Below are 22,899 nucleotides of genomic sequence, written 5' to 3' on the forward strand. Positions count from 1 at the left end.
AAAAGACCGCGGCGGCGCTTAAACCACCGCCATGCCGCCCAGCGCCCCGCCCCTTCCGCCGAACCGGCTCGTGGAGCGGATCCGCGCGCAGCCGTGGTTCCCCTACGTCCTGGCGATCCTGGCGACGCTGGTCTCGGCCGGCTTCCGCCTGGCGCTCCAGCCGGTGTTCCACGAGCGGACGCTGATGATCGTCTTCGTGCCGGCGGTGATCTTCTCCGCCGCGCTCGGCGGCATGGGGCCGGCGGTGATCGCCACCCTGCTCAGCCTCGCCGCGACCGCCCTCTTCAGCGGCTGGGCGCTGGTGAACGACACCGCCAACCTGATCGACGCCCTGCTGTTCCTGGCCCTGGGCCCCGCCTTCGGCCTGGCGGGGCGCCGGCTCAACCTGCGCTCGACCCAGGCCGGCGAGGCCCTGCAGCACCTGGAGGAGCGCGAGGCCCATCTGCAGTCGATCCTCGACACCGTGCCCGACGCGATGATCGTGATCGACGACCGCGGGATCATGCGCTCGTTCAGCGCCGCGGCCGAGCGGCTGTTCGGCTGGACCGCGGCGGAAGCGATCGGCCGCAATGTCTCCACCCTCATGCCGACACCCTACCGCGAGCAGCACGACGACTATCTCGACCGCTACAAGGCCACCGGCGAGCGGCGGATCATCGGCATCGGCCGGGTGGTGGTGGGCGAGCGCCGGGATGGCTCGACCTTCCCCATGGAGCTCTCGGTCGGCGAGGTGCGGTCCCGCGGCCAGCGGCTGTTCACCGGCTTCGTCCGCGACCTGACCGAGCGCCAGACGACCGAACGGCGGCTGCACGACATGCAGTCGGAGCTGGTGCATGTCTCGCGCCTGACCGCGCTCGGCGAGATGGCGTCAGCCCTGGCCCACGAGCTCAACCAGCCGCTGTCGGCCATCGCGAACTATGTGAAGGGCTCCGAGCGGCTGCTGGCGGTCGATCCTCCGGACAGGGAGAAGATCAAGGGCGCCCTTTCCAGCGCCGCCGAACAGGCGCTCCGCGCCGGGCAGATCATCCGGCGGCTGCGCGACTTCGTGGCCAAGGGCGAAGCCGAGCGGCGCATCGAGAACCTGCCCAAGCTCCTGGAGGAGGCGGGCGCGCTGGCGATGATCGGGGCGAAGGAGCGCGGCGTGCACCTGCGGTTCGACATCCCGCGCACCATCGAGCTGGTCCTCGCCGACAAGGTTCAGGTGCAGCAGGTGGTGCTCAACCTGATGCGCAACGCCATCGACGCCATGGAGCATTCCCCGCGGCGCGAGCTGATCGTCGCCGCACGTCCGGCGCCGGACGACATGGTCGAGGTGACGGTCTCCGACAGCGGCCCCGGCATCGCGCCGGAGATCGCCGAGACCCTGTTCCAGCCGTTCATGACCACCAAGGAGACCGGCATGGGCGTGGGGCTGTCGATCTCGCGCACCATCGTGGAATCGCACGGCGGCCGGATCTGGGCCCAACCTCGCAAGGGGGGCGGAACCGTGTTCCACTTCACCCTGCGCGCCGTCCGCAAGGAGGAGTTGGAGCCGAATGAATAAGCCGGTTGTGCATGTGATCGACGACGACGACGCGATGCGCGAGTCGCTCGCCTTCCTGCTCGACACCTCGGGCCTGACCGCGCGGACCTATGAATCGGCGGTGAGCTTTCTCGACGAGCTGGACGCCTCGCTGCCCGGCGTCATCGTCACTGACGTCCGCATGCCGGACATGAGCGGCCTGGAGCTGGTGCGCCGGCTCCAGGCGCGCGACGTGGCCCTGCCGATCGTCATGATCACCGGCCACGGCGACGTCGCCCTGGCGGTCGAGGCGATGAAGGCCGGCGTCGTCGACTTCCTGGAGAAGCCCTTCGAGGCGGAAAGCCTGCTGGCGGCGATCCGCTCGGCCTTGGCCGACAGCTCCCGGGCGGACGAGGACCAGGCCGAGCGCGACGGAATCCGCCGGGTCCTGGAGAGCCTTTCGCCGCGCGAGCACGAGGTGCTGGACGGCGTGATCGAGGGCAAGCTGAACAAGGTCATCGCCCACGAACTGGGGATCAGCCCGCGGACCGTCGAGGTCTATCGCGCCAACGTCATGTCGAAGACCGGCGCCCGCGGGCTATCCGACCTCGTCCGGATGGTGCTGCTCGCGCGATCCTGACATCCGATCCGCCGGAATCAGGGCGCCAGGCTCTGGACTCGCCGATGGAGCAGTGGCCTTAGGCCGCCATGCCTCTGTTCGCCGTCTCCTCCGCCGACCTTCCTGACATCGTACGCCTCGTGAACGCCGCCTACCGTGGCGACGGGGCCAAGGCCGGTTGGACGCACGAGGCGGACTACCTCGCCGGTCAGCGCACCGACCTGGCCATGCTCACGAAGGATCTGGGAACGACGCCCGGCGCACGTATCCTGGGCTGGCGCGACGCGCCGGCAGGCGAACTCCTGGGCTGCGTCTGGCTGGAACCGGACGCCGCCGAGGCCTGGTACCTGGGGATGCTGACCGTGCGGCCCGACCTGCAGGACCGCGGCCTGGGGCGCGAGATCCTCGAAGCCGCGGAGCGCCACGCCGCCGAGCTCGGCGCGCGCCGCATCCGCCTGACCGTGGTGGGCGTTCGCGACAGCCTGATCGCCTGGTACGAGCGGCGCGGCTACACGCTCACCGGCGAACGCGATCCCTTCCCTTACGAGGACCGCCGCTTCGGGGAGCCGCTGCGCGACGACCTCGATTTCGTGAAGCTGGAGAAGACGCTCTGACCCGCTAGCTGCGCCGCTCGAGCACCACGACCGGAATCCGCCGCGACGTCCGCGACTGGTAGATGTCGTAGTTCGGCCAGGCCTTCACGGCCTCGCGCCACAGCCGCTCGCGTTCCGGCGGCTCCGCCGTGCGGGCGACGGCGTCGAACCTGTCAGCCTTCACCTGCACCTGGACATGCGGATCGGCCTCGACGTTCAGGTACCATTTCGGGTGCGTCGGGGCCCCGCCCTTCGAGGCGATGATCACATAGCTGTCCCCGTGCGGGGTGAAGATGATCGGGATGGTTCGCGGCTCTCCCGATCTGCGCCCCGTGGTGGTCAGCAGAAGCGTCGGAACCCCGTTCCAGAGATAGCCCGTCTCGCCGTTGGTCTCCCGGTAGAGCCGGACATGCTCCGCGCCCAGCAGGCTGAGGTCCGTTCCCGGCACGGCGGCAGGCTGCGTTGGTTCGTCCATGTCGATCCGTTCCCGTCTCGCCCCTCGGGGTCCATCTTAGAGAATTTAAATTCGCAATAAAGAAAAAGGATTGAGGCCGGGCCGGCTGGCCGATAGGCTTTTGCGCAATAGGCGCGTCGCCATGGCGGCGAGGCCGCTGCAGAACCAAAGGTCCGCCATGCCCGATCCCTCCCGACACCGGCTGTTCATCGGCGGCGAGGCGGTCGACGGCGCGGGCGAGACCTTCACCGTCGTCAATCCTGGCACAGAGGCCGTGGTGGCCGAGATCGCAGGCGCCTCGGCGGCGCAGGTGACGGCGGCGATCTCGGCGGCCCGGCGCGCCTTCGACAGCGGCGTCTGGAGCGGCCTGCCAGCCTCCGAGCGGGCCCAGGCGCTGCGACGGCTGATGGCCTATCTGGCCAGCCAACGGGAGCGGCTCGTCAGCCTGGTGGTCGCCGAAGGCGGCTGCCCGGTCGGGTCGGGAACCATGTTCGCCCAGGTCCATGCGCCCCTGCAGCACGGCCTCGAGGTGATCGACCTCTTTCTGAAGCTGCCGGAGTTCGAGGAGAACCCGCTGCCGTTCGCCGAGCGGATCACGCCGCGCGGGGGGGCGATCCAGAGCCTGAGGCGCTATGAACCGATGGGCGTGGTCGCCGCGATCTCCGCCTACAACGCGCCCTTCTACATCAACGTCTGGAAGGTGCTGCCGGCGCTGATCGCCGGCAATTGCGTCATCCTGAGGCCCAGCCCCCTCACCCCGCTGTCCGCCCTGATTTTTACCGAGGCCGCCGAAGCGGCCGGGCTTCCGCCGGGCGTGCTCAATGTCATCGCCGAGGCGGGCGCCGAGGGCGCGGTGACGCTCTCGACCCATCCCGACGTGGACATGGTGGCCTTCACCGGCTCCAGCGCCGTCGGCCGCCAGCTGATCGCGCAGGCCGCCCCCACCATGAAGCGCCTCCAGCTGGAGCTGGGCGGCAAGTCGGCGCAGATCTACCTGCCCGACAGCCTGGCCCAGGCGGCGACGGCCGCAGCCCAGGTGTGCCTGGCCCACGCCGGCCAGGGCTGCGTGCTCGGCACGCGCATCTTCGTGCCCGAGGCCGAGAAGGCCCGGGCGATGGACGCCATGGCCTCGGCCCTTTCAGGGGCGGTCGCAGGCGACCCCGCCGATCCGAAAACGACCCTTGGGCCGGTGATCAGCGCCGCCCAGCGGGATCGCTGCCAGAGCTTCGTCGATCTCGCCGTCGCGGCGGGCGCCAAGGTGGTCTGCGGCGGCAAGCGGCCCGACCGCCCGGCAAAGGGGTTCATCTTCGAGCCAACCATCCTGGACACGCCGGACAACAAGAACCCGGCCGCCCAGGAGGAGATCTTCGGTCCGGTCGTCAGCGTGATCGGCTACCGCGACCTCGACCACGCCGTCGAGATGGCGAACGACACGGTCTACGGCCTGTCCGGCTACGTCATCGGCAAGGATACCAAACAGGCGCTGGCGGTCGCCTCGCGCCTGCGCACCGGCACGGTCAACATCAACGGCGGCATGTTCAGCCCCTACGCCTCCTCCGGCGGATGGAAGTCGAGCGGGCTGGGCCGTGAGCGCGGCGTCGAGGGGCTGCGGGTCTACCAGCAGGTCCAGGTCATGAACATTCAGGGAGCTTGACAGGTGGGAGTGATTGTTGCGCCGGAAACCCGCGACCTCGACGGTCTGGCGGTCCAGCTCGCCGCCTGGCTGTCGCGGCGGATTCCCGGCTCGGACGACGTGCGCGTCGAGAACCTCGCCTACCCGCACGGCGCCGGGCGGTCGCACGAGACCATCCTGTTCGACGCCCGCTGGTCGATTGACGGGCGGCCTCAGACGCAGAGCTGCGTCGTGCGCATCAAGCCGATGCGCCACACGGTGTTTCCCGACGACCTGTTCGAGCAGCAGTACCGGGTGATGCAGGTGATGCACGAGCAGGGACGCGTGCGCGTGGCCCGGCCGCTGTGGTTCGAGCACGACGCCTCGCTCCTGGGCGCGCCCTTCTTCGTCATGGAGCGGGTGCGCGGCCGCGTTGCGGTCAGCGTCCCGCCCTACGCCAAGGAGGGCTGGGTGGCGGAGGCGACGCCGGCGCAGCGCGCCCGGATGTGGGAGAACGGCGTGCGCCAACTAGCCGCCGTCCAGAGCACGCCGCTGGACTCCGTCCAGTTCCTGCGCGGCCCGAAGGGCGCGGAGGAAGGCCTCGCCCAGGAATGGGACAAGTACGTCCGCTTCGTCGCCTGGGTCAGCCGGGACCGGCCCTGGCCCGTGCTGGAGAAGGGCCTGGAACGGCTGCGGGCGAATTGGCCGTCCAACCAGCCGCCGGGCCTGGTCTGGGGCGACGCGCGCCTCGGCAACATGATGTTCGACGACAATTTCGAGGTGGTCGCCGTGATGGACTGGGAGCAGCCGTCGCTCGGCGGCGCCCTGCATGACCTCGCCTGGTGGCTGGTGCTGTCGGAGACGATGCATGGCGCGGCCTCGGGCCGGCCGCTTGAAGGGATGGGCACGCGGGAGGAGACGATCGCGCTCTGGCGCGAACTGACCGGGATCTCCGCCGCCGACGTCGAATGGTACGAGGACTTCACCCACCTCAAGATGTCCTGCACCGGCGTCCGCCTGGCCCAGCTGGGCAAGATGCCGTTCCCCGACGAGGCCTGGCTCACCAAGCGCCTGAAGGTCGGCGGCGCGGCCTGAGGGGGGAGAGCATGCCCTGAGCCTCCGCTCCGGCCCTCGGCGCGGGGTCGCATCGACGATTGAGATGGATCAAAGCCGTCCGTCCGCGCATCTGGCCTAAGGATCCGATGCCCGACGCTGCGACAGACACGCCCACCGCCCGGGTGCGCCCCGCCCCGCTGGTGGTGCTCGTCGTCGACGACGAGGGCCTGCGCGAGGCCCTGAAGTTCTCGCTGGAGATCGAGGGCTACCAGGTCGGGACCTGCCGCACTGGCGAGCAGCTGGTCGAGCTGGAGCTGCCGTCCCAGGCCGCCTGCCTGGTGATCGACGACAAGCTGGCCACGCTCAACGGCCTCGACGCCCTGGAGCAGCTGCGCCAGCGCCAGGTGACCCTGCCGGCGATCCTGATCACCAGCTACGCCCATCCGGAGCTGCATCTCCGCGCCCGACGCGTCCAGGCCAGCGTGATCGAAATACCGCTGCTGGGCGACGCCCTGCTGACGCGCCTCCACGAGATCCTGCCGCTGACGCAGCCCTGAGCGCCGACGACGGCCCTGCGCACGCCGTCGTGTCTTGCCGCTGCTCGATAACGGCGTTCTCTATGAAGACCAAGTCGCTGTAGGGTCACGAGAGGAGCGCCACGATGACGCCGTGGGAGTTCAAGGGCCGCGAACTCGTCAACTGCACGTGCGAATACGGCTGCAACTGCCAGTTCAACGCCCTGCCGGACAAGGGTCACTGTCACGCCGTCGCAGCGATCGTCCTAGACGAAGGCCATTTCGGCGAGACGCGGCTGGATGGTCTCAAGATCGCGGCGATTTTCAGATGGCCGGGTCCCATCCATGAAGGGAACGGCGAGGCCATCGCCTTCGTCGACCAGCACGCAGACGACGCCCAGCGCGAGGCGCTGCTGCGCATCATGACCGGCCAGGACACCGATCCCTTCGCCACCATGTTCGCCGTCTACGCCTCGACGGTGACGGTCATGCACGCGCCGGTCTTCACCGACATCGAGCTCGACATCGACGTGGACGGCCGCACGGGCCGGGCCTTCGTGCGAGACTATATCGAGATGACCGGCCGGCCGATCCGCAATCCGGTGACCGGCGCGGAGACTCGCGCGCGGATCGATCTGCCCGACGGCTTCGAGTACGAGGTCGCCGAGATCGGCAGCGCCAGCAGCCGGACGGGCGGCCCGGTCCGCGTCGAGATCGCCGAGAAATACGGCCAGTTCGCATGGCTTCATCTGAACAACCACGGCGTGGTGCGCGCGCGCGCCGCGGCCTAGGGCGCAGGCGTGGGGGAAGCTTCGGCCCTGGAGCGCCTGCTCCGGCGCGACCGGGTGATCGTCGCCGCCGGCCTCGCGGCCTTGGCGGCGCTCGCCTGGGTCTATCTGCTCAGCGGCGCCGGCATGGGGGCAAGCGCCTGGGAGATGACGCGGCTTTCGCTGTTTCCCCACCGGCTCGCCGCGCCCCCCGCCATGCCGCCCGCAGCCATGACCATGGACATGGGCGGCATGGACATGTCGGGCATGACGCCCGCACCGCCCTGGGGTCCCGGGCTGTGGCTGCTGGCGGTCGTCATGTGGTGGACCATGATGGTGGCGATGATGGCGCCCAGCGCCGCGCCCATGATCCTGCTCTACGCCCAGGTGCGCCGCCACACGATCAGCCAGGGCGGCGCCGGCGTCGCCCCCAGCGCCGTCTTCGCGGCCGGCTATCTCTTCGTCTGGCTGCTCTTCTCGGTCGCCGCGGCGGGCCTGCAGGCGGCGCTGCAGGCGTCCGCCCTCGTCTCGGCGGCGCTGATGGGCTCCACCAGCCGCGCCTTGTCGGCCAGCGTCCTCATCGCGGCGGGCCTCTACCAGTTCTCGCCGCTGAAGAACCTGTGCCTGACCCAGTGCCGCGCCCCGGCAGCCTTCCTCAGCCGCCACTGGCGGCCCGGCGCCGCGGGCGCTCTGCGCCTCGGGATCCTGCACGGCGCCTATTGCGTCGGCTGCTGCTGGGCGCTGATGGCGCTGCTGTTCGTGGGCGGGGTGATGAACCTCGCCTGGATTGCGGCCTTGGCCCTGCTGGTCATGGCCGAGAAGCTGCTGCCGGCGGGTCGCTGGACGGCTCGAGCCGCCGGCGCCCTGCTGGTGGTCTGGGGCCTCGCCACGACGGTCGCCTAGAAGTCCGCGAGGCGCGGCCCTCCTACGTAGGACTACTTAGGGGAACGACCCGAATACCGCCGCCCGGGCCTCTCCGGCACCTTCCAGTCATGGCTTGGAAGGAACTGCGATGACCCTCGCTTACGCCACTGACGGGACCGCCGCTCCTCCAGCGATCGCCGAGGTGATGCAGCGCCTGGGCGTGAAGATGGCCTACGCCAAGGACGAGGAGATCTTCGCCCAGGACGATGAGGCGGACCTTGTGCATCTGGTGGTCTCGGGCGCGGTTCGCACCACCCGGCTGCTGAGCGATGGCCGCCGCCAGGTGGGCGCCTTCTACTATCCGAGCGACCTGGTCGGCCTGGAGACCAGCGAGGTCCACCGCTTCTCGGCCGAGGCGATCTGCGACGCCGTCGTCCTGGTGGTCCGGCGCGCGGCGCTGAAAGCCTTCGCCGGCGACGACCAGGTCGACCGCGCCATCTGGGAAGCCACCCGCCGCGAGCTGGAGCGCACCCAGGACCACCTGCTGGTGCTCGGCCGCAAGACCGCCTGCGAGAAGGTCGCCAGCTTCCTGATGAGCCTGGCCCAGCGCGAGCGCCCCGAAGGCGTCGCCGGCCGCGTCTCCATGCCGATGAGCCGCCAGGACATGGCCGACTATCTCGGCCTGACCATCGAGACCGTCTCGCGCATGCTGACGCAGCTGCAGGGCGCCTCGGTCGTCGAGTTCGACGGCTGCCGCAAGTTCAAGGTGAAGCGTTGGGAGGCCCTCGAAGAGATGGCCGCCTGACGCTCCAGACCTCCTTCCGCGCTGGATCTGCAAAGGACCCCCCGATGACCACTCTCGCAAAGGACGCGCCCAAGGCCTCGCCGGCGAAGAAGGCGGTCCCCACCTCGATCCGCACCCTGCTGGTGCATGTCTCCCCCGACGCGCACGCGGCGCCCCGGCTGGCGAGCGCCGTCGCCCTGGCCCGCAAGCTGGACGCCACCCTCTTCGGCCTGGCCGCCGAGATGATCCCGCCGCTCGGCGCGATGGATCCCACCGGCCTGGTGGAGGGCGAGTGGTTTCTGGAGATGCGCGGCCAGGTGCAGAGGAACCTCGAGCTCGCCCGCGAGACCTTCCGTGCGGCCGCCAAGGGCGTGAAGACCGACTTCGCCTGGATCGAGGACATGCCCGCTCCGGCGCTCGCGCGGGCCTCGCGCGCCGCCGACCTGATCCTCGTCGGCGGCCAGCCGCTCGGCCAGGACGACCGTTACCGCACCTGCAAAGCCGCCGAAGCCATGCTGCTCTCCGGCCGACCGGTGCTGATCGCCCCGCCCGAGGGCGGCGAACTCAAGGCCAAGGCCGTGGTGGTCGCCTGGAAGGACAGCCGAGAATCCCGCCGCGCCCTAGCCGACGCCCTGCCCCTCCTGGCGCTCGCCGAGGCGGTCCTGGTGATGGAGGTCTGCGGCAAGGACGAGGCGGGCGACGCCGACCAGCGCACCAAGTCCGTGGTCGCCGGGCTGCAGCGTCACGACATCAAGGCCCAGGCCGGCGTCGTGGTCGCGCCCATCGAGCGCGTCGCCACCGAGCTGCACGTCGCGGCCCAGGCGATCGGCGCCGACCTCATCGTCGCCGGCGGCTACGGCCACACCCGGCTGGGCGAATGGATCTTCGGCGGCGTCACCCGCGACCTCCTGAACAATCCCGAGCGCTTCGTCCTGCTGAGCCACTGAGCGGGGGTCAGGCGAAGGCGGCGGCCGTCCGTTCGAGCACCCAGAAGGCCGCGAAAGAGCCGATGGCGTAGGGCGGCAGCCGCAGGGCCAGCCGGTCGGCGATGGCGGGCAGCCTCGCCCGCACCGGGCGCAGGGCGAGGATGGCCAGGATCGCCGCGCCGACGAAGATCAGCTGGCCGGCTTCGACGCCGAGATTGAACAGCAGCAGCGACAGCGGGATCGCGTCCTTCGGCAGGCCCACTTCGACCAGGGCGCCGGCGAAGGCGAAGCCGTGCAGCAGGCCGAAGGTGAAGGCGATCAGCCAGGGGAAACGCGCCGTCAGCCCAGCCTGGCCGCGAAGCCTGTTGGCCAGCTCGCAGGCGACGAAGACGATGCTGAGCGCCACCAGCGCCTCGATAACCGCCGAGGGCGCGGTCACCCACCCAAGGGCGCTGGCGCCGAGCGTGAGGCTGTGGGCGACGGTGAAGGCGGTGATCGCCTGCAGCATCCGCCAGCGGACGCCGACCAGCAGCAGCAGACCCAGGACGAACATCAGATGGTCGATGCCGGTGAGGATATGCTCCATCCCCAGCCGGAAATAGGCCGGGACCGCCAGCCCCGGCCCGCCCTGGAAGGCGAGCGTTATTTGCGGGCTGTCGGGCCGCAGGATGGTCTCCAGGCTGCGGCCGTCGGCGAGCTCCACCCGCACAAGGGCGTCGGTGATGGTCTGGTCGAGCCCCTCGATCGCCAGGGTGCGGCCGGCGAGCGGATCGGGGCCCTCGTCGCGCACCCGCCAGGCGCGGATCAGAAAGCCGGGGCTGGCGAAGGATTCCGCCGGCGCCGTCTCCAGCCAGCCGTTCGACAGGCGGGGCGCGAGGCGAACGGCCACGTCGCCGGCGGTCGGCTGCTTCCAGGTGACCAGGAAGCGGTCGGGCGCCTCCTGGCGGATCTCCAGATAGGCCGGGCGCACCTCGTGGGCGGCCGCGGCCTGCGCCGCCAAGAGGCCGAGCGACAGGACGGCCAGCAGGGCGAGCAGGCGCCGCCTCATCGGACCGGTCCGTCCCGCACCACGGTGAAGCGGGCGCGCAGCGCCTGGAAGCTCTCGCGGTTGGCGGCGGCCTGACGGCTGGCGACCATCGCGTCGCGCACCCGCGGGCGCACCGCGTCGAAGGCGGGAATCTTCGCCGGCTCGACCGTCTGCACGCGCACCAGGTGCCAGCCGTAGCTGGAGCGGAACGGTCCCGCCCAGCGGCCCGGCGGAAGGGCGAACAGCCGGCGACTGAGCTCGCTGTCGCCGAACAGACGGCGCGCCGCGTCCGGGCTGAAGCCCGAGTAGTCGTAGAGGTCGGGGAAGCTGTCGCCGCGGTCCGGCGCCCGCGTCGCGGCGTCCGAAAGGCTTGCGAGCACCGCCAGCGCCCGGCGGCGCGCGATCTCCGAGCCGCCGGCGCCATCGGCGAAAAAGATGTGGCTGAAGCCGACGGCGGCCGGCGCCACGTAATCGGCGCGGTGGGCGCGGTAGTAGGCGGCGAGCTCGGACTCCGTCGGCTCGGCCGGGGCGGCGAGGTCCTGCTGCAGGAACTGCATCTTCTGCACGACCCGGCGGCGGACGATTTCGTCGTCGCGGTCGAGCTTGCGCGCCAAGCCCTCGCGGTAGAGCACCTCGTCGTCGACGTAGCGGTCGACGAGCTGGTTCACCCGCTGCGGCGACGGCTCGCCGCCGAACTCGGCGCGGTAGCCGGCGACCAGCTGCGCGACCCGCTGAGGCGTGACCTCGATGCGATAGAGGTCAGTGTCCGCCCTATGGTGCTCATAGGCGGCGAACAGGACGAGGCCCGCAGCGAAGAAATGGACCAGCGGCTCGCGGATCAGCCGCTCCGATCCGGCGCGGATGCGGCTGGAGATGGCGCCCGGCGGTCTTCGGACATCGGGCCGCGGTTCGAGGGTGTCGGCCGTCACGGCGCTTTCCTCCCAGACGGCCGCGCCAAGGCGATTCAGCGCAGCTCTTCAGCGTGTTGCGATCAGTATTTCAGCCTGAGCGTCGCCCCGTAAGTGCGGGTTCGCCCTCGGCTACTTGACCGAAGCGGCGCCGGGACACACCGGAATTTTTCTATAATTCCCATAAGCGTAATTTGATTTGAATGTGCGGCGAGACGAGAAGGGCCCGTCGCCTTTCGCCGAGACATCGGAACACTAGCCTTGGCCGCCTTCCGCAGCTAAAAGCGGCCCATGCCCTGCATCTTCGCAGCCCAGCTCCGCGCGCGTGCGCGACTTACCGGCGGCCGCCGGATCTAGACGGCTGCTCCGGCGGCGACGCAACAGGCTGACCCGACGTCCTATTCGCCTTTCAGCGAGAGCTGCACCCGATGCTGCGCGACCCTTCGGTCAAGTACCGCCCCTTCCCCCAAGTCGACCTGCCCGACCGCCAATGGCCGTCGAAGACCATCACCAAGGCGCCCAGGTGGCTCTCCACCGACCTGCGCGACGGCAACCAGGCGCTCGCCGACCCGATGAACGCTGAGAAGAAGCAGCGCTTCTTCGACCTGCTGCTGAAGGTCGGGCTGAAGGAGATCGAGGTCGGGTTTCCCTCCGCCGGCGCCACCGAGTTCGACTTCATCCAGGGCCTGATCCGCGATAACAAAGTCCCCGACGATGTCGTCATCCAGGTCCTGACCCAGTCGCGGCGCGACCTCATCGAGAAGAGCTTCGAGAGCCTCGAGGGCGCACGGACCGCGGTCGTGCACCTCTACAACGCCGTCTCCCCGGCCTGGCGCAACATCGTCTTCAACCTCGACCGCGCGGGCGTGAAGGCCCTGGCCGTCGAGGGCGTCAAGATCTTGCGTGAGCAGGCCGAGAAGCGGCCGGACACCGACTGGCGCTTCGAATACAGCCCCGAGACCTTCTCCACCGCCGAGCTCGATTTCAGCCTGGAGGTCTGCGAGGCCGTCCTCGACGTGCTGCAGCCGACGCCCGAGAAGCCGGTGATCCTCAACCTGCCGGCCACCGTCGAGGCGGCCAGCGCCAACATCTACGCCGACCAGATCGAGTGGATGTGCCGCCACATCTCGCGCCGCGACTGCGTGGTCATCTCGGTCCATCCGCACAACGACCGCGGCACCGGCGTGGCCGCCGCCGAGCTGGCGGTGATGGGCGGGGCCGACCGCGTCGAAGGCTGCCTGTTCGGCAACGGCGAGCGCACCGGCAACGTCGACCTGGTGACCCTGGCGCTCAATCTCTACACGCAGGGGATCTCGCCGGGCCTCGACTTCTCCGACATCGAGACGGTCGTGAAGACTGTGGAGTACTGCAACCAGCTGCCGGTCCATCCGCGCCACCCCTATGCGGGCGAGCTGGTGTTCACCGCCTTCTCCGGCAGCCACCAGGACGCCATCAAGAAGGGCTTCGAGGCTCAAGGCCGGCGCAACGACCAGTTCTGGGACGTGCCCTATCTGCCGATCGATCCGGCGGACCTGGGCGGCACCTATGAGGCGGTGATCCGGGTCAACTCCCAGTCCGGCAAGGGCGGCGTCGCCTGGGTCCTGCAGCAGGACAAGGGCCTGAAGCTGCCCAAGCCGATGCAGGCCAACTTCAGCCGCGTGGTCCAGCAGCTGGCCGACGAGACCAGCCGCGAGTTGACCACCGCCGACATCTGGGAAGCCTTCGAGCGGGCCTACCACCTGACGCCCGGCCAGCCTTTCGAACTAATCGGCTTCGAGGAAACCGGCGCCTCGAGGGCCGACCAGCAGCGGGTGTTCGTCGGCGAACTGAAGGTCGACGGCAAGCCCGTGACCATCCAGGGGCGCGGCAACGGCCTGATCTCCAGCTGCCTGGCGGCGCTGGAGAGCGACTGCGGCCTCGCCCTCGACGTCGTCGACTACCAGGAGCACGCCATCGGCTCGGGCGGCGACGCCCAGGCCGCGGCCTATCTCCAGTGCCGCACCCAGGACGGCGGCGTCGTCTTCGGGGTCGGCGTCGACGCCGACGTGGCGACCGCCTCGGTCCGGGCGATCCTCAGCGCCGCCAATGGGGCGCGGTCGCCGCATAGCTGAGCCCTCTCCCCGCAAGCGGGAAGAGGGCCATTCCCCCTAATCGCGCAGCAGCGAGCTGAGCCGCAGCACGCGCCGGCGCTCGTCGCCGAAGCGCCGGACGATGGTCTCGGTGGACGCGGTCGGACAGATGCTGTTGCGGAAGGCCCAGGCTCCGAAGACGGCGCTGGTCAGCATGTTGATGCAGTAGACCTCCGCGTCGACGGGATCACGGCCCTCGTAGGCGCCGGAGTCCCGGACGACCGCGACGAACTCGTCCCAAAAGGGATAGCTCTTGCGGATGTCCACGCCGGCGAGGAAGTCGTCCATCCAGAGCTTGGTCAGCTCCGGGTTCTCCAGCACATAGCGGGTGGTGTAGTCGATCCGCTCCTGCTGGGTCACATCGGGCTGGTTGAAGGCCTTGGCCAGCTCCGCGGAGGACCAGACCTTCACCGCGGCCAGCAGGGCCTCGCGGCCGTCGAAGTGGTAGTAGACCGTCGTTCGGTCGATCCCCAGAGCCCGCGCCACCGCCGAGATCGACAGCGATCCCACACCCTGTTCGGAGATCAGACGGACGGCCGTCTCGATGATTTCCTGGTGGGTGGCCTCGAACGACTTGTGACGTCGCTGCGGGAGGGCTTTGGAACTGGTCATGTCTGGCTTTGCAGCGTCAGGGGATTCGTTCGGCGAGTCATTGTTGGCGCCCGGGAGGCGCCGGCATTATTCCACGATGGTGTTGGAATTTCGCCGAGATGCCGTAAGTTCCCGCCAAGGCCTGCCGACCACGCGTTCGCGTGACAGACGGGAAGGCGTCACGGAGGAACGGAATGCCCCAGCCGGGTGACATGCACGGCCGTGCAGCGTTGGTGACCGGCGCCGCCGGGGGATTGGGACGCGCCACGGCGATCCAGTTGGCCAAGGCCGGCGCCGACCTCTGCCTGGTCGATCTGAATGCTGACGGGCTGGACGCCGTCGCCGCGGAAGTGCGGGCCCTGGGCGTCAGGGCCCTCCCCCACGCCGCCGACCTCTCGCGGCGCGAAGCCTGCCCCGCCGCGGTCGCGGCCGCCGTCGAGGCGTTCGGCCGGCTCGACGCGCTCTGCAACGTCGCGGCCGTGCTTTTCACCGATCACGCGGCCGACATGCCGTCGGCCGATTGGGAGAAGACGCTGGCGGTCAATCTGTCCGCGCCCTTCTACCTGATCCAGGCGGCGATCCCGCACCTGCTCGAAGCGAACGGCGCGGTGGTCAATGTGACCTCCTGCGCGGCCCACCGGGCGCAGGCCTATTCGGCCGCCTATTGCGCCGCCAAGGCCGGGCTCAGCCACATGACCAAGGCGCTGGCCATGGAATACATGAACAGGCCGATCCGCTTCAACGCCATCGCGCCCGGCGGGATGATGACCAACATCGCCATGAAGATGAAGCTGCCGGCCGACATCGATCGCTCGCTGTTCGGCCGCGTCGCACCGCTGCGGGGGATGGTCGACGTCGAGGAGGTCGCCGAGATGACCGCCTTCCTCGCCACGCCCGCCGCCAGCAGCTTCCACGGCGCCTGCATCAATATCGACAAGGGCATCACCGCCGACTGATCGGCGACCGGCTCCGTCGGAGAGCCGCGGAAAAACGGGAGGACACCATGGGCTCTGGCCAAGACGCGCTCTCAATCCTGATCGCGAAGGACGAAATCCGCGATCTCGCCATGCTCTATTCGCGCGGCGTGGACCGCAAGGATCCGGCGCTGCTGCGCTCGCTCTATACGAAGGACGGCGTCGACCTTCACGGCCAGTTCTTCCAGGGGACGGCCGAGGCCTACTGCGACTTCCTGGAACGCTCGATGCCGCACATGCCCTACGCCGGGCACCACATCTGCAACCACCTGGTCTCGGTGGACGGCGACGAGGGCGAAGGCGAGGTCTATGCGCTCGCCTACCACATCATCCCCGACGGCAAGGGCGGCCTGCTCGAGGACCTGCAGGCGGTCCGCTACGTCGACCGCTACCGCAAGGAAGACGGCCGCTGGAAGTTCGCCAAACGCGTCGTCGAGTTCGACATGCGCAGGACCCGCCCGGCGGAGAAGGTGGAGATCGCCAATCGGGAGCCGGGCCAGGACGCCAGCTACGACACGCTGACGAGCCGCCTCTTCGCCCGCGGAACACGGGCCTGAGCTCCGATCGCCCGGGCCCCGGCTGCGCGCGCGCCGACGCCGATCTTTCCGGCCCGGTTCTTCACCCGCCCCATGATCCGGCAACTCATCGTCGGCGACGCGTCTGTCGCGCGGCGGTCGGGCTCGGCGCCTCATGAGGGTCCGCGCCCGCCGGCAGCGTCTGATGCTGCAGCTGCGAACGCGCCGAGAGCGCCGGCGTCGCAGCTCACTTGCGGGCCGACGGAGGGAAGTGCCGCCGATCGAGCTCGATCACCACGTACTTGCGCAGGTTCGGGTGAAGGGCTTGGTCGCGCAGGATCACGAAGGCGTCGTGGACCACCTTCGAGCTGCAGCAGTAGCGGGCCTTGTCTAAGATGTCGAAATTCTGCCGCACAGCCTCTGCGTAGCGCGTCATCTGGTCGACTTTGTCGCCGTGGTTGCGCCAGTTCTGCGAGACGAAGTCGAAGTTGTCGTGGGTGACGTGGTCCGCCTCCCACTTGGCCTCCACCAGGTCGAGCTTGCCGGGCGCGTCCTTGGCGTGCGCAACACCGTCCGGCTGCACGATGCGCTCCCTCTTCTTCCAGTAGCCGCCGGGCTCTATCTTGAGCTCGTACTCCACCTCGCCGCAGACGGCGCGCTGGTACTTGTAGCCGTCCTGGCTGAGTTTCTTCTTCGGTATACGGGATTTGCGCAGCCCCCGCTTGACCAGCTCCTTGCCCGCGTCGCTCGCGAGCGCGCCGTAGGTGTCGTAGTGCGGCCAGCGCTCGGCGGTCAGCAGCTTCTTCATCGACGGCGGTGGCGGCAGTGGCTTGGCCGGCTTGACCGGCGGCCTGTCCGGGATCCCGCGCGAAGCGTTCGACGATCCGCCGCCGCCCCGGGCCGGGGCCGCGTGTCCGACCCGCGCCTGGCCGCCGCCGCCCGCCTGGCCCATGGCCACCGGTTGCTCGCCGACCGCCACTTCGGCCTGCTGGGCCTGCGCCCGCCGGGCCTCGAACTGGCTCATGTCGCTGACCTTGCTCTGGTCCATTCGCACCCGGTCGGCTTCGCTCCAGGGCTTCTGGCCGGTCGCCCTGGCCCGCGCGTCGAGCGCCTCGTCGGCGCCGGAGGTGGGCGCGGGCGCCGGATCGGCGACGGGTTCGGGCTCGGGCTTGGCCCTCTGGCGGCGGCGCGCGGCGAGATCGATGACGCCCTGATCCTTCAGCGCCTTGACCCAGTCGGCCGGCTCCGGCTGGCGGGACGTCTCGTCCTCGAGCGCCTTGCGCCGAGGCGGCTCGGCGACGGACGTTTGGCCTGTCTTGCCGGCGACGCCGCCGCCGGGGTCGACCGTCTCGGTCCGGGCGATGGCGGCTTCGTCGGCCCCCCTGGGCCTGGTGTCGGGCCTGTCCGGCACGCCGCGGCTCGGCGTCGGCGACGGGGCTTCGACAGCGCCGGAAATCTTGGGGCGACGCCTGAGCAGGTGGACGAAGTTGACGCCGAAGCCGGCCGCCGTCTGCAGCCAGGGATTGTCGACGCCGAGCGCGCTCATCCCCTTCTCGAGGACCTTGTCCTTGATCCGCTCCTTGGCGAACTCCCAAAGGATATGGCGGAAGCCGCCGGAGATGCCGGCGGTGGCGATGTCGGCCACCCAACCCAACACCTCCAGGTAGGCCAGCAGGAAGGCGGCCAGGGCCTGGGCATTCTTGGCGAGCGCCTTGTAGAAGGCCTTCTCGTTGAGCGCAGTGAGCGCCCCGCCATTGCAGCGATAGATGCAGCCCGGCAGGGAATGGATCTCGATGAAAGCCCAGCGGTTGCCGTCTCTCGCGAGATCGATCCAGACGATGGTGAAGCCGTCGGCGACCGATTGGTTGATCCAGTAGCGCTGCTTGAAGACCTCGCGGCCGCTGGGCGCATAGATCCAGCGACCGACGACCTCCAGCGGATTGGCCGTCCAGGCCAGGTTCATGACGTCGAGCAGGTCGCGGGTGTCCAACTCGTCGAGCCAGGTCAGCGACTGATAGGCGCCGGCGATGATCACGCGACGGCGTGCCTGGCTCTCGGCCTGGATCTGGGCCGGGCCCTTCTTCATCGACTCCAGGCGCAGGCGCATCAGCTGGCGCGCGCGGCCGTGCTGGCCCCGGCGGATGCCCTCGAAGACGAAGGCGTCGTCGTCGCCGACGAAGGCGCGTGAGGCGTCGGCGCTCTTGATGATCCATTGGGCGAGCGCCTTGTGGAGGCCCATGGCGGCGACCTCCAGGTAGATCTCGTGGTCGAAGCCCCAGACGTCGCCTTCCAGGCGGCGGTCGCGCACATATTTGAGCATCCGGAAGAAGTCGATCGGCGTCGTCATCGCCTTGTCGATCTGCTTGCGGAAAGCGGCGAAGGCCGCCTCGATCTCCTCGAAGTTCTGCGCCAGCGGCGGCCGGCCCTTGAGGTTCTGATAGGCGCCCCAGGCGGTCCTCACCGGCGCCGCCCAGGCCTCGAAATCGGCCTTCTGCTGAGACGTGCCGGGATCGAAGTCGATCAGCGCCTCGACCGTCGGCTTGACCCCGGGCTTGTCCTTGCCGAACCGCTCGATGAGGTGGGGCAGCATGTGGACGGGGCGGGCCTTGGCGAGCTTCTCCAGGGCAAGAACCAGCCGCTGGCGAACGAGGCTGCGCTCACCGTCCTCCAGGCTCCACCAGCGGCGGGCCCAGATTTCGACCTGGCCACGGCCGGCGTCGTCGGGCGGCGGGGGCTTGATCGCGTCCACCGCCGCCAGCTGGGTGCGCAGCGCGTTCAACGGGCCGAGCAGGTCGGCCGCCTTGCCGAACAGCAGATAGCCGATCACCCGGGCGTAGGTCGCCGGCCCCCGGCCGCTCGGCGGACGGGCCGGATCGTAGCGCCGGCAGTAGGCATCGAGGCAGGCCGATATCTCCGCGGGCGAGGCGATCTTGCCGATGACGCCGACCAGCCGCCGGTGGCCGGCCTCGGAGGTGAGCGCCGGCTGATATCCGGCCTCGAAGGCCTTGACCGAGGCCGGGACCGGCGGCGGCTTGGCGGACGGCCGGGGCGCCATTGCGGCGGCGTCCCTACGGCGGCCCGTCGACGTCGATGCTGGGCATCAGGCCGCCTTCGACCAGGATCTTCTTGTCGATCTGTGGGTCTTCGCGCTCGTCGTTGAGCAGGCGCGCGGCCAGCCTGAGGTTCTCCAGCCCGGCCTTCCTGACCTCTTCCTGCACCTTGTAGACGTCGAGCTCGCGGTGCTTGAGCTTGAAGTCCTCCAGCACCGGGTTGGGATCGACCAGGGACTCGATGAACAGCGAGCCGGTGGGAACAACGATCTCGTCGCCGTTGCGCAGCGGCGAGGCCATCAGCTTCTCGAGCCATTCGCGCAACTCGTCCTTGAGCTCGTCGAACGCCTCGGGCGTCAGCCGGTCGTGCAGGCAACAGATGTATTTGCTGAACTGGTCGAGGCTGACGTTGGCGAGTTCGTCCGGGTCCATCGCCCCGAAGGCGCGGTCGATGTAGGGCGCGGCCATGAACTCGGTCAGCGCGTTGTGCGCCTTCAGCCGGAAGGCCAGGTAGTTGCCGAAGGCGCCCACCGGCGTCATGTCGGCCACCTCCACCAGCGAGGCGGTCGCAAAGCCCCCCTCGTCCGGCAGCTCCTCCAGCGTGCCCTTGAGGAAGGCCTTGTGCTTCTGGGTGCCCGGCTCGCGGAAGCGGGCGAAGATGTCGGCGGGCTCGGGATCGACCGCCACCTTGTAGCTGCGGCTGGCCAGCTTCAGCACCGGCACCTTGACCTTGTGCAGGCGCAGGAAGCGCTGGTCCGGCGGCTCCAGGCTCCAGATCGCCTGCATGTAGTAGAGCATGTTGTTGCGGATATGGACGAGCAGCCGCTTGACCTTGGTCTCGTTGTCGAGCCGGGTCTGCACCGTCTTGTTGTAGGCGGTGGTCAGCGAATGGAGGGTGTTGATCTCCTCGCGCAGCGCCGCGGCCGCCTTCTCGGCCCGCTCGAGGGCATACTGGTGGGCGTCCTTGGCGGCGAGCTCGCGGGCCTTGGCCGCCTCCGGGTCCTGGCCGCCGCCGCCGAAGAAGTCGCCGACGTCGGAGAAGAAGCCGTCGCTGCGCTCGGCGTGCTCCTCCTCAATCCGCGCCTCGATCGTCCGCGCCAGCGCCGTGTAGCGGTTGTCGGCCTCGACGCTGGCGACGGAGAACTCGACCCTGAGCGTCTCCACCAAGTTGCGCTGCTGGCGCAGGTTCTTGCGCATCTCACGCAGCGCGAAGTCATCGCCGACGCTGTTGTTGGCCAGGTAGTCCAGCGCCGGGCGGAAGCTGTCGTCCAGCAGCGAGCGGCGGAGGATCCAGTCGTGGGCCAGCACCCAGGCCGGGGTGATCTGGTCGGGCGAGGGGACCTCCTGGGCCACCAGCACAACCGGCATCACCCGGTAGAGGCGCTCGGCGAGCCGGTAGAGCTTCTGCAGCTCGTAGAACAGGTGCGTGACCGACAACTCGTCGTTGGTGTTGGTGATCAGGCCGCTCTCCTCGGTTTCGACGGTCAGCTCCGTATCGGTCGAAACCTCGAAGCTCACCTCGTTGCGGTATTCCTGCACCGCCTTCAGCACCGCCTCGCGAAAGTCCTTGCGGGTCTGGGAGGAATCGTTGGCCGCCTCGACCCCGAAGGTGGTCGTCGACTTGCCCGAGGCGAAGCCGATGTCGTAGTCGCCCTCCGCCGTCAGCCCGAAGTTGGTCTTGGTGTGGGCCTTGGCCATGATCTCGGCCTCGACCCGCGAGATCGATGTCTGCTCGCTGGTCAGCGCCGAGTTGTTCTTCTTGGCCTCCTTGCTGGCGCGCTTCTCGGTCCGCTTGGTCTTGATGACGTAGCGGCGCTCCTCCTTGGGCGTCAGCGGGATGGTCTTGACCAGCCGTCCTGGCTGGATCGCCAGCGGCGTCCACTCTTGCTCAAAGGTGCAGATCAGTCCGAAGTTGACGCTGTGAAAGTCCTTGTCGGCGGCGAACACGGTAAACTCGTAGGCGCCGTTGAGGCGGTCGTTCAGCTCGCGCAGGGTCTTGTGCAGGGTGTGGTGGTCGTCGTGACGCACCGCTTCGATCAGCCGGTCGCCCTGCTCGGTCAGCCGCTGGATAAGGCGCAGATCCAGCGCCGTCGGCCCGTCGGGAACAGGCAGGATGCTGATGATCGTCCCGCCCGGCGCGCGCGCCGCCCGTCCGGCGAGCCGGCGGCTGATTTCGCCGGCGATCTTCGCCAGCTCATCGCGGTGGCTGTGCGATAGCTCGTTGTACTCGTTCTTGGTGACGTCGAAGTGCTTGGCGACCTCCGGCGGCACCTCGGTCGGGGTGACGGTGAAGAGGGCGTTGATCAGCGCCCCCCTTAGGAAGGCCGACTGCACCAGGTTGGGAACCCCCAGCCGACTTTCGCCCAAGGTATTGGCGGTGAAGGCGAGGTCGGGGATGGTCTCGTCGAACAGCTGTTTCCAGACGTGCTCGAAGGCGATCTCCAGCGTCGAGAAGTGGTATTTCGCCGGATCCTCGGCCGGGCCCTTGGGAAGAGTAAACCTGGCCACGTCCGCCTGCAGATCCTCCGGCGTCGCCCGCTTCCTGATCAGCTCCGGCTGCAGCACCCGATCCGGAGACGGCATGTTGCCGATCAGCCGGGCGATATAGGTCGGCATATCGTCGTCGCCGATCGTCTCGACGTCCGAACCGGCCTCGACCTCTTCCGCCTCCTCTTCCTCCGAGCCCTCCTCGCCCTCGTGGTGCTCGCCACCCGGCATGCCGGTGTGGCGGCGCGCGCAAGTCTCGTCGAAGCTCCCCTCGGCGCAGAAGGCCGCGATCGGGTTGGCGTTGACCAGCAGCGTGCCGATGTTCTCCGAGCTGTTGGTGCGAAACAGCAGGCCGTCGATCTCGGCCGCGTCGATGGTCACGAGGCCGTCGACCGGGTTGGCGAAATGCGGGGCGAGGTCGGCTAGGTCCTTCGGCGTCAGATAGAGGTTCACCGGCACGCCGGCGTCGCTCTGCGGGCCCAGCACCTTGTTCAGCCGCTGCACGCCGCTGGCGGTGGTGGTCTCGTTCTTCTCGGCGATGGTGTGGGTGTCGTCGGCCACCTCGCCCGGCGGCGGCGCAAGCGCGAGGTCGCGGGTGATGGCGGCCTTGATCTCGTTGCGGAAGGCCTTGCGCGCTTCGCCTTCCATGTGGACCTGCACCGCCCGGGCAGCGGCCACCTCCTGGTCGAACAGCCGCTCGCCCTCGCGCGCGCCGAGGAACACGCCGGCGCGCGCCCGGCCCTCCGCCTCGCTCTCGGCCCGGGGCTGGCCGGTGGCGATCTCGTGCTTGACGAGCAGCGCCGACGGCAGCCGGATGACGTAGGCCTCGCGGCGGCCGGCATTGAGATAGACGTCCCGGGTCAGGTGCAGCAGCCGCTCAGCCAGCGTCAGCCCCGGCTCGTCGGGCGCCAGAACCACCATGATCAGGTCGGGCTTCTGCTCGGTGCGGCCCGGCAGATTGAAGTCGGCCGGCGAGATCTGGAAGCTGACAAGGCCGTTGCGGTCGGTGATCTCCGAGCCGATCCGCTCGGCGAACTTGTAGAGGTTGCCGACATCACCGTCGAAGGCGGGCGGCGCCGCGACGCGGTCGCCTCCCTCGCGTCCCTCCGGATCCGGCCAGGCCTCCAGGTCGAAGAGCTCGACCAGCAGGTCGGGGACGCCCTGCCCGCTCTCCTTGTTGAGGATTTTACCCGTGATGAAGTTGGACGCCGCAAAGGGCTCCGCAGCCGCCATAAACCCACCTCATGAACGCGTCGGCGCCCGAGATCTGCGGGCGGGTTTTTTGATCGGACTATCGGATAGATTGTGGTGCCGCGGCCAGCCCCGGTCAATTCCGCGCGCCCACACAAGCTGGTGAAGGCAAAGCTCCCCCCGAGACCTTCCCCGGGCCGCTCGGCGTTTCGCTGATCGGCAGGGCCTGGATCCGCGGCGCCGGGCCCTGCCCTGCTTCGTACCGCTCCCGCAACTTCGGATAGGAACACGCTCCGGTTTGCGCGTGATCCCCCGGGCCCGGCGCGCCGGCTGAAC

Annotated in this window: 19 protein-coding genes; 13 read left to right on the forward strand and 6 right to left on the reverse strand. The window is 69.2% G+C overall.

Features of this window, described 5'->3' with window-relative positions; genetic code table 11:
• Nucleotides 1–31: 31 nt before the first annotated feature.
• From ACSQ2B_RS06185 to ACSQ2B_RS06195, 3 genes are all read left to right on the forward strand, one after another.
• Nucleotides 32–1,543, forward strand: a complete 1,512-nt coding sequence (locus ACSQ2B_RS06185; RefSeq protein ID WP_436048269.1) for a PAS domain S-box protein — start codon at nucleotides 32–34, stop codon at nucleotides 1,541–1,543.
• A complete protein-coding gene (fixJ, locus tag ACSQ2B_RS06190) occupies nucleotides 1,536–2,141 on the forward strand; it encodes a response regulator FixJ (RefSeq protein WP_436048271.1) in 606 nt (201 codons plus the stop codon). The genes ACSQ2B_RS06185 and fixJ overlap by 8 nt, the downstream gene beginning before the upstream one ends.
• A gap of 68 nt (nucleotides 2,142–2,209) precedes the next feature.
• On the forward strand, nucleotides 2,210–2,734 hold the full coding sequence (locus tag ACSQ2B_RS06195; protein ID WP_436048272.1) for a GNAT family N-acetyltransferase: 525 nt from the start codon (nucleotides 2,210–2,212) through the stop codon (nucleotides 2,732–2,734).
• Nucleotides 2,735–2,738: 4 nt separating this feature from the next.
• Here ACSQ2B_RS06195 and ACSQ2B_RS06200 read toward each other — a convergent pair whose 3' ends face one another.
• Nucleotides 2,739–3,188, reverse strand: coding sequence for a nitroreductase family deazaflavin-dependent oxidoreductase (locus ACSQ2B_RS06200; RefSeq protein WP_436048274.1), 450 nt, complete (start codon nucleotides 3,186–3,188; stop codon nucleotides 2,739–2,741).
• 157 nt (nucleotides 3,189–3,345) lie between these two features.
• Between ACSQ2B_RS06200 and ACSQ2B_RS06205 the strand changes: the two genes are divergently transcribed.
• The 7 genes from ACSQ2B_RS06205 to ACSQ2B_RS06235 all read left to right on the forward strand — a co-directional run bounded on the left by ACSQ2B_RS06205 (nucleotide 3,346) and on the right by ACSQ2B_RS06235 (nucleotide 9,712).
• A complete protein-coding gene (locus ACSQ2B_RS06205) occupies nucleotides 3,346–4,821 on the forward strand; it encodes an aldehyde dehydrogenase family protein (RefSeq protein WP_436048276.1) in 1,476 nt (491 codons plus the stop codon).
• A gap of 3 nt (nucleotides 4,822–4,824) precedes the next feature.
• Nucleotides 4,825–5,874, forward strand: a complete 1,050-nt coding sequence (locus tag ACSQ2B_RS06210) for a phosphotransferase family protein (RefSeq protein ID WP_436048277.1) — start codon at nucleotides 4,825–4,827, stop codon at nucleotides 5,872–5,874.
• A gap of 107 nt (nucleotides 5,875–5,981) precedes the next feature.
• Nucleotides 5,982–6,392 (forward strand): response regulator, encoded by a 411-nt coding sequence (locus ACSQ2B_RS06215; RefSeq protein WP_436048278.1) that lies wholly within the window; start codon nucleotides 5,982–5,984, stop codon nucleotides 6,390–6,392.
• Nucleotides 6,393–6,496: 104 nt separating this feature from the next.
• Nucleotides 6,497–7,141, forward strand: a complete 645-nt coding sequence (locus ACSQ2B_RS06220; RefSeq protein ID WP_436048280.1) for a DUF1326 domain-containing protein — start codon at nucleotides 6,497–6,499, stop codon at nucleotides 7,139–7,141.
• Nucleotides 7,142–7,150: 9 nt separating this feature from the next.
• Nucleotides 7,151–8,020 carry a DUF2182 domain-containing protein gene (locus ACSQ2B_RS06225; RefSeq protein WP_436048281.1) on the forward strand — a complete coding sequence of 290 codons (870 nt, stop codon included), beginning with the start codon at nucleotides 7,151–7,153 and terminating at the stop codon, nucleotides 8,018–8,020.
• A 109-nt stretch (nucleotides 8,021–8,129) separates the two neighbouring features.
• A complete protein-coding gene (locus ACSQ2B_RS06230) occupies nucleotides 8,130–8,786 on the forward strand; it encodes a helix-turn-helix domain-containing protein (protein WP_436048283.1) in 657 nt (218 codons plus the stop codon).
• A gap of 44 nt (nucleotides 8,787–8,830) precedes the next feature.
• Nucleotides 8,831–9,712, forward strand: coding sequence for a universal stress protein (locus ACSQ2B_RS06235; protein WP_436048284.1), 882 nt, complete (start codon nucleotides 8,831–8,833; stop codon nucleotides 9,710–9,712).
• A 7-nt stretch (nucleotides 9,713–9,719) separates the two neighbouring features.
• Here ACSQ2B_RS06235 and ACSQ2B_RS06240 read toward each other — a convergent pair whose 3' ends face one another.
• Both ACSQ2B_RS06240 and ACSQ2B_RS06245 read right to left on the reverse strand, forming a co-directional pair.
• Nucleotides 9,720–10,739 (reverse strand): HupE/UreJ family protein, encoded by a 1,020-nt coding sequence (locus tag ACSQ2B_RS06240; protein ID WP_436048285.1) that lies wholly within the window; start codon nucleotides 10,737–10,739, stop codon nucleotides 9,720–9,722.
• Nucleotides 10,736–11,647, reverse strand: a complete 912-nt coding sequence (locus ACSQ2B_RS06245; protein ID WP_436048286.1) for a peptidyl-prolyl cis-trans isomerase — start codon at nucleotides 11,645–11,647, stop codon at nucleotides 10,736–10,738. The genes ACSQ2B_RS06240 and ACSQ2B_RS06245 overlap by 4 nt, the downstream gene beginning before the upstream one ends.
• 407 nt (nucleotides 11,648–12,054) lie before the next feature.
• On the opposite strand from ACSQ2B_RS06245, the gene leuA reads away from it, so the two are divergent.
• Entirely contained in the window at nucleotides 12,055–13,737 is a 1,683-nt protein-coding gene (leuA, locus tag ACSQ2B_RS06250) for a 2-isopropylmalate synthase (RefSeq protein WP_436048287.1), read from the forward strand.
• 36 nt (nucleotides 13,738–13,773) lie between these two features.
• On the opposite strand, the gene ACSQ2B_RS06255 is transcribed toward leuA, so the two are convergent.
• A complete protein-coding gene (locus tag ACSQ2B_RS06255) occupies nucleotides 13,774–14,367 on the reverse strand; it encodes a TetR/AcrR family transcriptional regulator (protein WP_436048288.1) in 594 nt (197 codons plus the stop codon).
• 173 nt (nucleotides 14,368–14,540) lie between these two features.
• Between ACSQ2B_RS06255 and ACSQ2B_RS06260 the strand changes: the two genes are divergently transcribed.
• On the forward strand, nucleotides 14,541–15,302 hold the full coding sequence (locus tag ACSQ2B_RS06260; RefSeq protein ID WP_436048289.1) for an SDR family NAD(P)-dependent oxidoreductase: 762 nt from the start codon (nucleotides 14,541–14,543) through the stop codon (nucleotides 15,300–15,302).
• Nucleotides 15,303–15,349: 47 nt separating this feature from the next.
• A complete protein-coding gene (locus ACSQ2B_RS06265) occupies nucleotides 15,350–15,877 on the forward strand; it encodes a nuclear transport factor 2 family protein (protein WP_436048290.1) in 528 nt (175 codons plus the stop codon).
• A 205-nt stretch (nucleotides 15,878–16,082) separates the two neighbouring features.
• On the opposite strand, the gene ACSQ2B_RS06270 is transcribed toward ACSQ2B_RS06265, so the two are convergent.
• Together ACSQ2B_RS06270 and ACSQ2B_RS06275 are read right to left on the reverse strand one after the other, a co-directional pair.
• The gene (locus ACSQ2B_RS06270; RefSeq protein WP_436048291.1) at nucleotides 16,083–18,890 is read right to left on the reverse strand and encodes a hypothetical protein; all 2,808 of its coding nucleotides are present in this window, start codon (nucleotides 18,888–18,890) and stop codon (nucleotides 16,083–16,085) included.
• Nucleotides 18,891–18,903: 13 nt separating this feature from the next.
• The gene (locus tag ACSQ2B_RS06275) at nucleotides 18,904–22,605 is read right to left on the reverse strand and encodes a hypothetical protein (protein ID WP_436048293.1); all 3,702 of its coding nucleotides are present in this window, start codon (nucleotides 22,603–22,605) and stop codon (nucleotides 18,904–18,906) included.
• Nucleotides 22,606–22,899 lie beyond the last annotated feature (294 nt).

Source organism: Phenylobacterium sp. LjRoot225 (assembly GCF_964252855.1).
GTDB lineage: Bacteria > Pseudomonadota > Alphaproteobacteria > Caulobacterales > Caulobacteraceae > Phenylobacterium.

Bases quoted from the DNA above. Each gene is read 5' to 3' on its own strand.
- ACSQ2B_RS06240 (WP_436048285.1), bottom strand. From the start codon at position 10,739: ATGAGGCGGCGCCTGCTCGCCCTGCTGGCCGTCCTGTCGCTCGGCCTC.
- ACSQ2B_RS06235 (WP_436048284.1), top strand. From the start codon at position 8,831: ATGACCACTCTCGCAAAGGACGCGCCCAAGGCCTCGCCGGCGAAGAAG.
- ACSQ2B_RS06185 (WP_436048269.1), top strand. From the start codon at position 32: ATGCCGCCCAGCGCCCCGCCCCTTCCGCCGAACCGGCTCGTGGAGCGG.
- ACSQ2B_RS06195 (WP_436048272.1), top strand. From the start codon at position 2,210: ATGCCTCTGTTCGCCGTCTCCTCCGCCGACCTTCCTGACATCGTACGC.
- fixJ (WP_436048271.1), top strand. From the start codon at position 1,536: ATGAATAAGCCGGTTGTGCATGTGATCGACGACGACGACGCGATGCGC.
- ACSQ2B_RS06270 (WP_436048291.1), bottom strand. From the start codon at position 18,890: ATGGCGCCCCGGCCGTCCGCCAAGCCGCCGCCGGTCCCGGCCTCGGTC.
- ACSQ2B_RS06260 (WP_436048289.1), top strand. From the start codon at position 14,541: ATGCCCCAGCCGGGTGACATGCACGGCCGTGCAGCGTTGGTGACCGGC.
- ACSQ2B_RS06275 (WP_436048293.1), bottom strand. From the start codon at position 22,605: ATGGCGGCTGCGGAGCCCTTTGCGGCGTCCAACTTCATCACGGGTAAA.
- leuA (WP_436048287.1), top strand. From the start codon at position 12,055: ATGCTGCGCGACCCTTCGGTCAAGTACCGCCCCTTCCCCCAAGTCGAC.
- ACSQ2B_RS06205 (WP_436048276.1), top strand. From the start codon at position 3,346: ATGCCCGATCCCTCCCGACACCGGCTGTTCATCGGCGGCGAGGCGGTC.
- ACSQ2B_RS06230 (WP_436048283.1), top strand. From the start codon at position 8,130: ATGACCCTCGCTTACGCCACTGACGGGACCGCCGCTCCTCCAGCGATC.
- ACSQ2B_RS06215 (WP_436048278.1), top strand. From the start codon at position 5,982: ATGCCCGACGCTGCGACAGACACGCCCACCGCCCGGGTGCGCCCCGCC.
- ACSQ2B_RS06255 (WP_436048288.1), bottom strand. From the start codon at position 14,367: ATGACCAGTTCCAAAGCCCTCCCGCAGCGACGTCACAAGTCGTTCGAG.
- ACSQ2B_RS06200 (WP_436048274.1), bottom strand. From the start codon at position 3,188: ATGGACGAACCAACGCAGCCTGCCGCCGTGCCGGGAACGGACCTCAGC.
- ACSQ2B_RS06220 (WP_436048280.1), top strand. From the start codon at position 6,497: ATGACGCCGTGGGAGTTCAAGGGCCGCGAACTCGTCAACTGCACGTGC.
- ACSQ2B_RS06265 (WP_436048290.1), top strand. From the start codon at position 15,350: ATGGGCTCTGGCCAAGACGCGCTCTCAATCCTGATCGCGAAGGACGAA.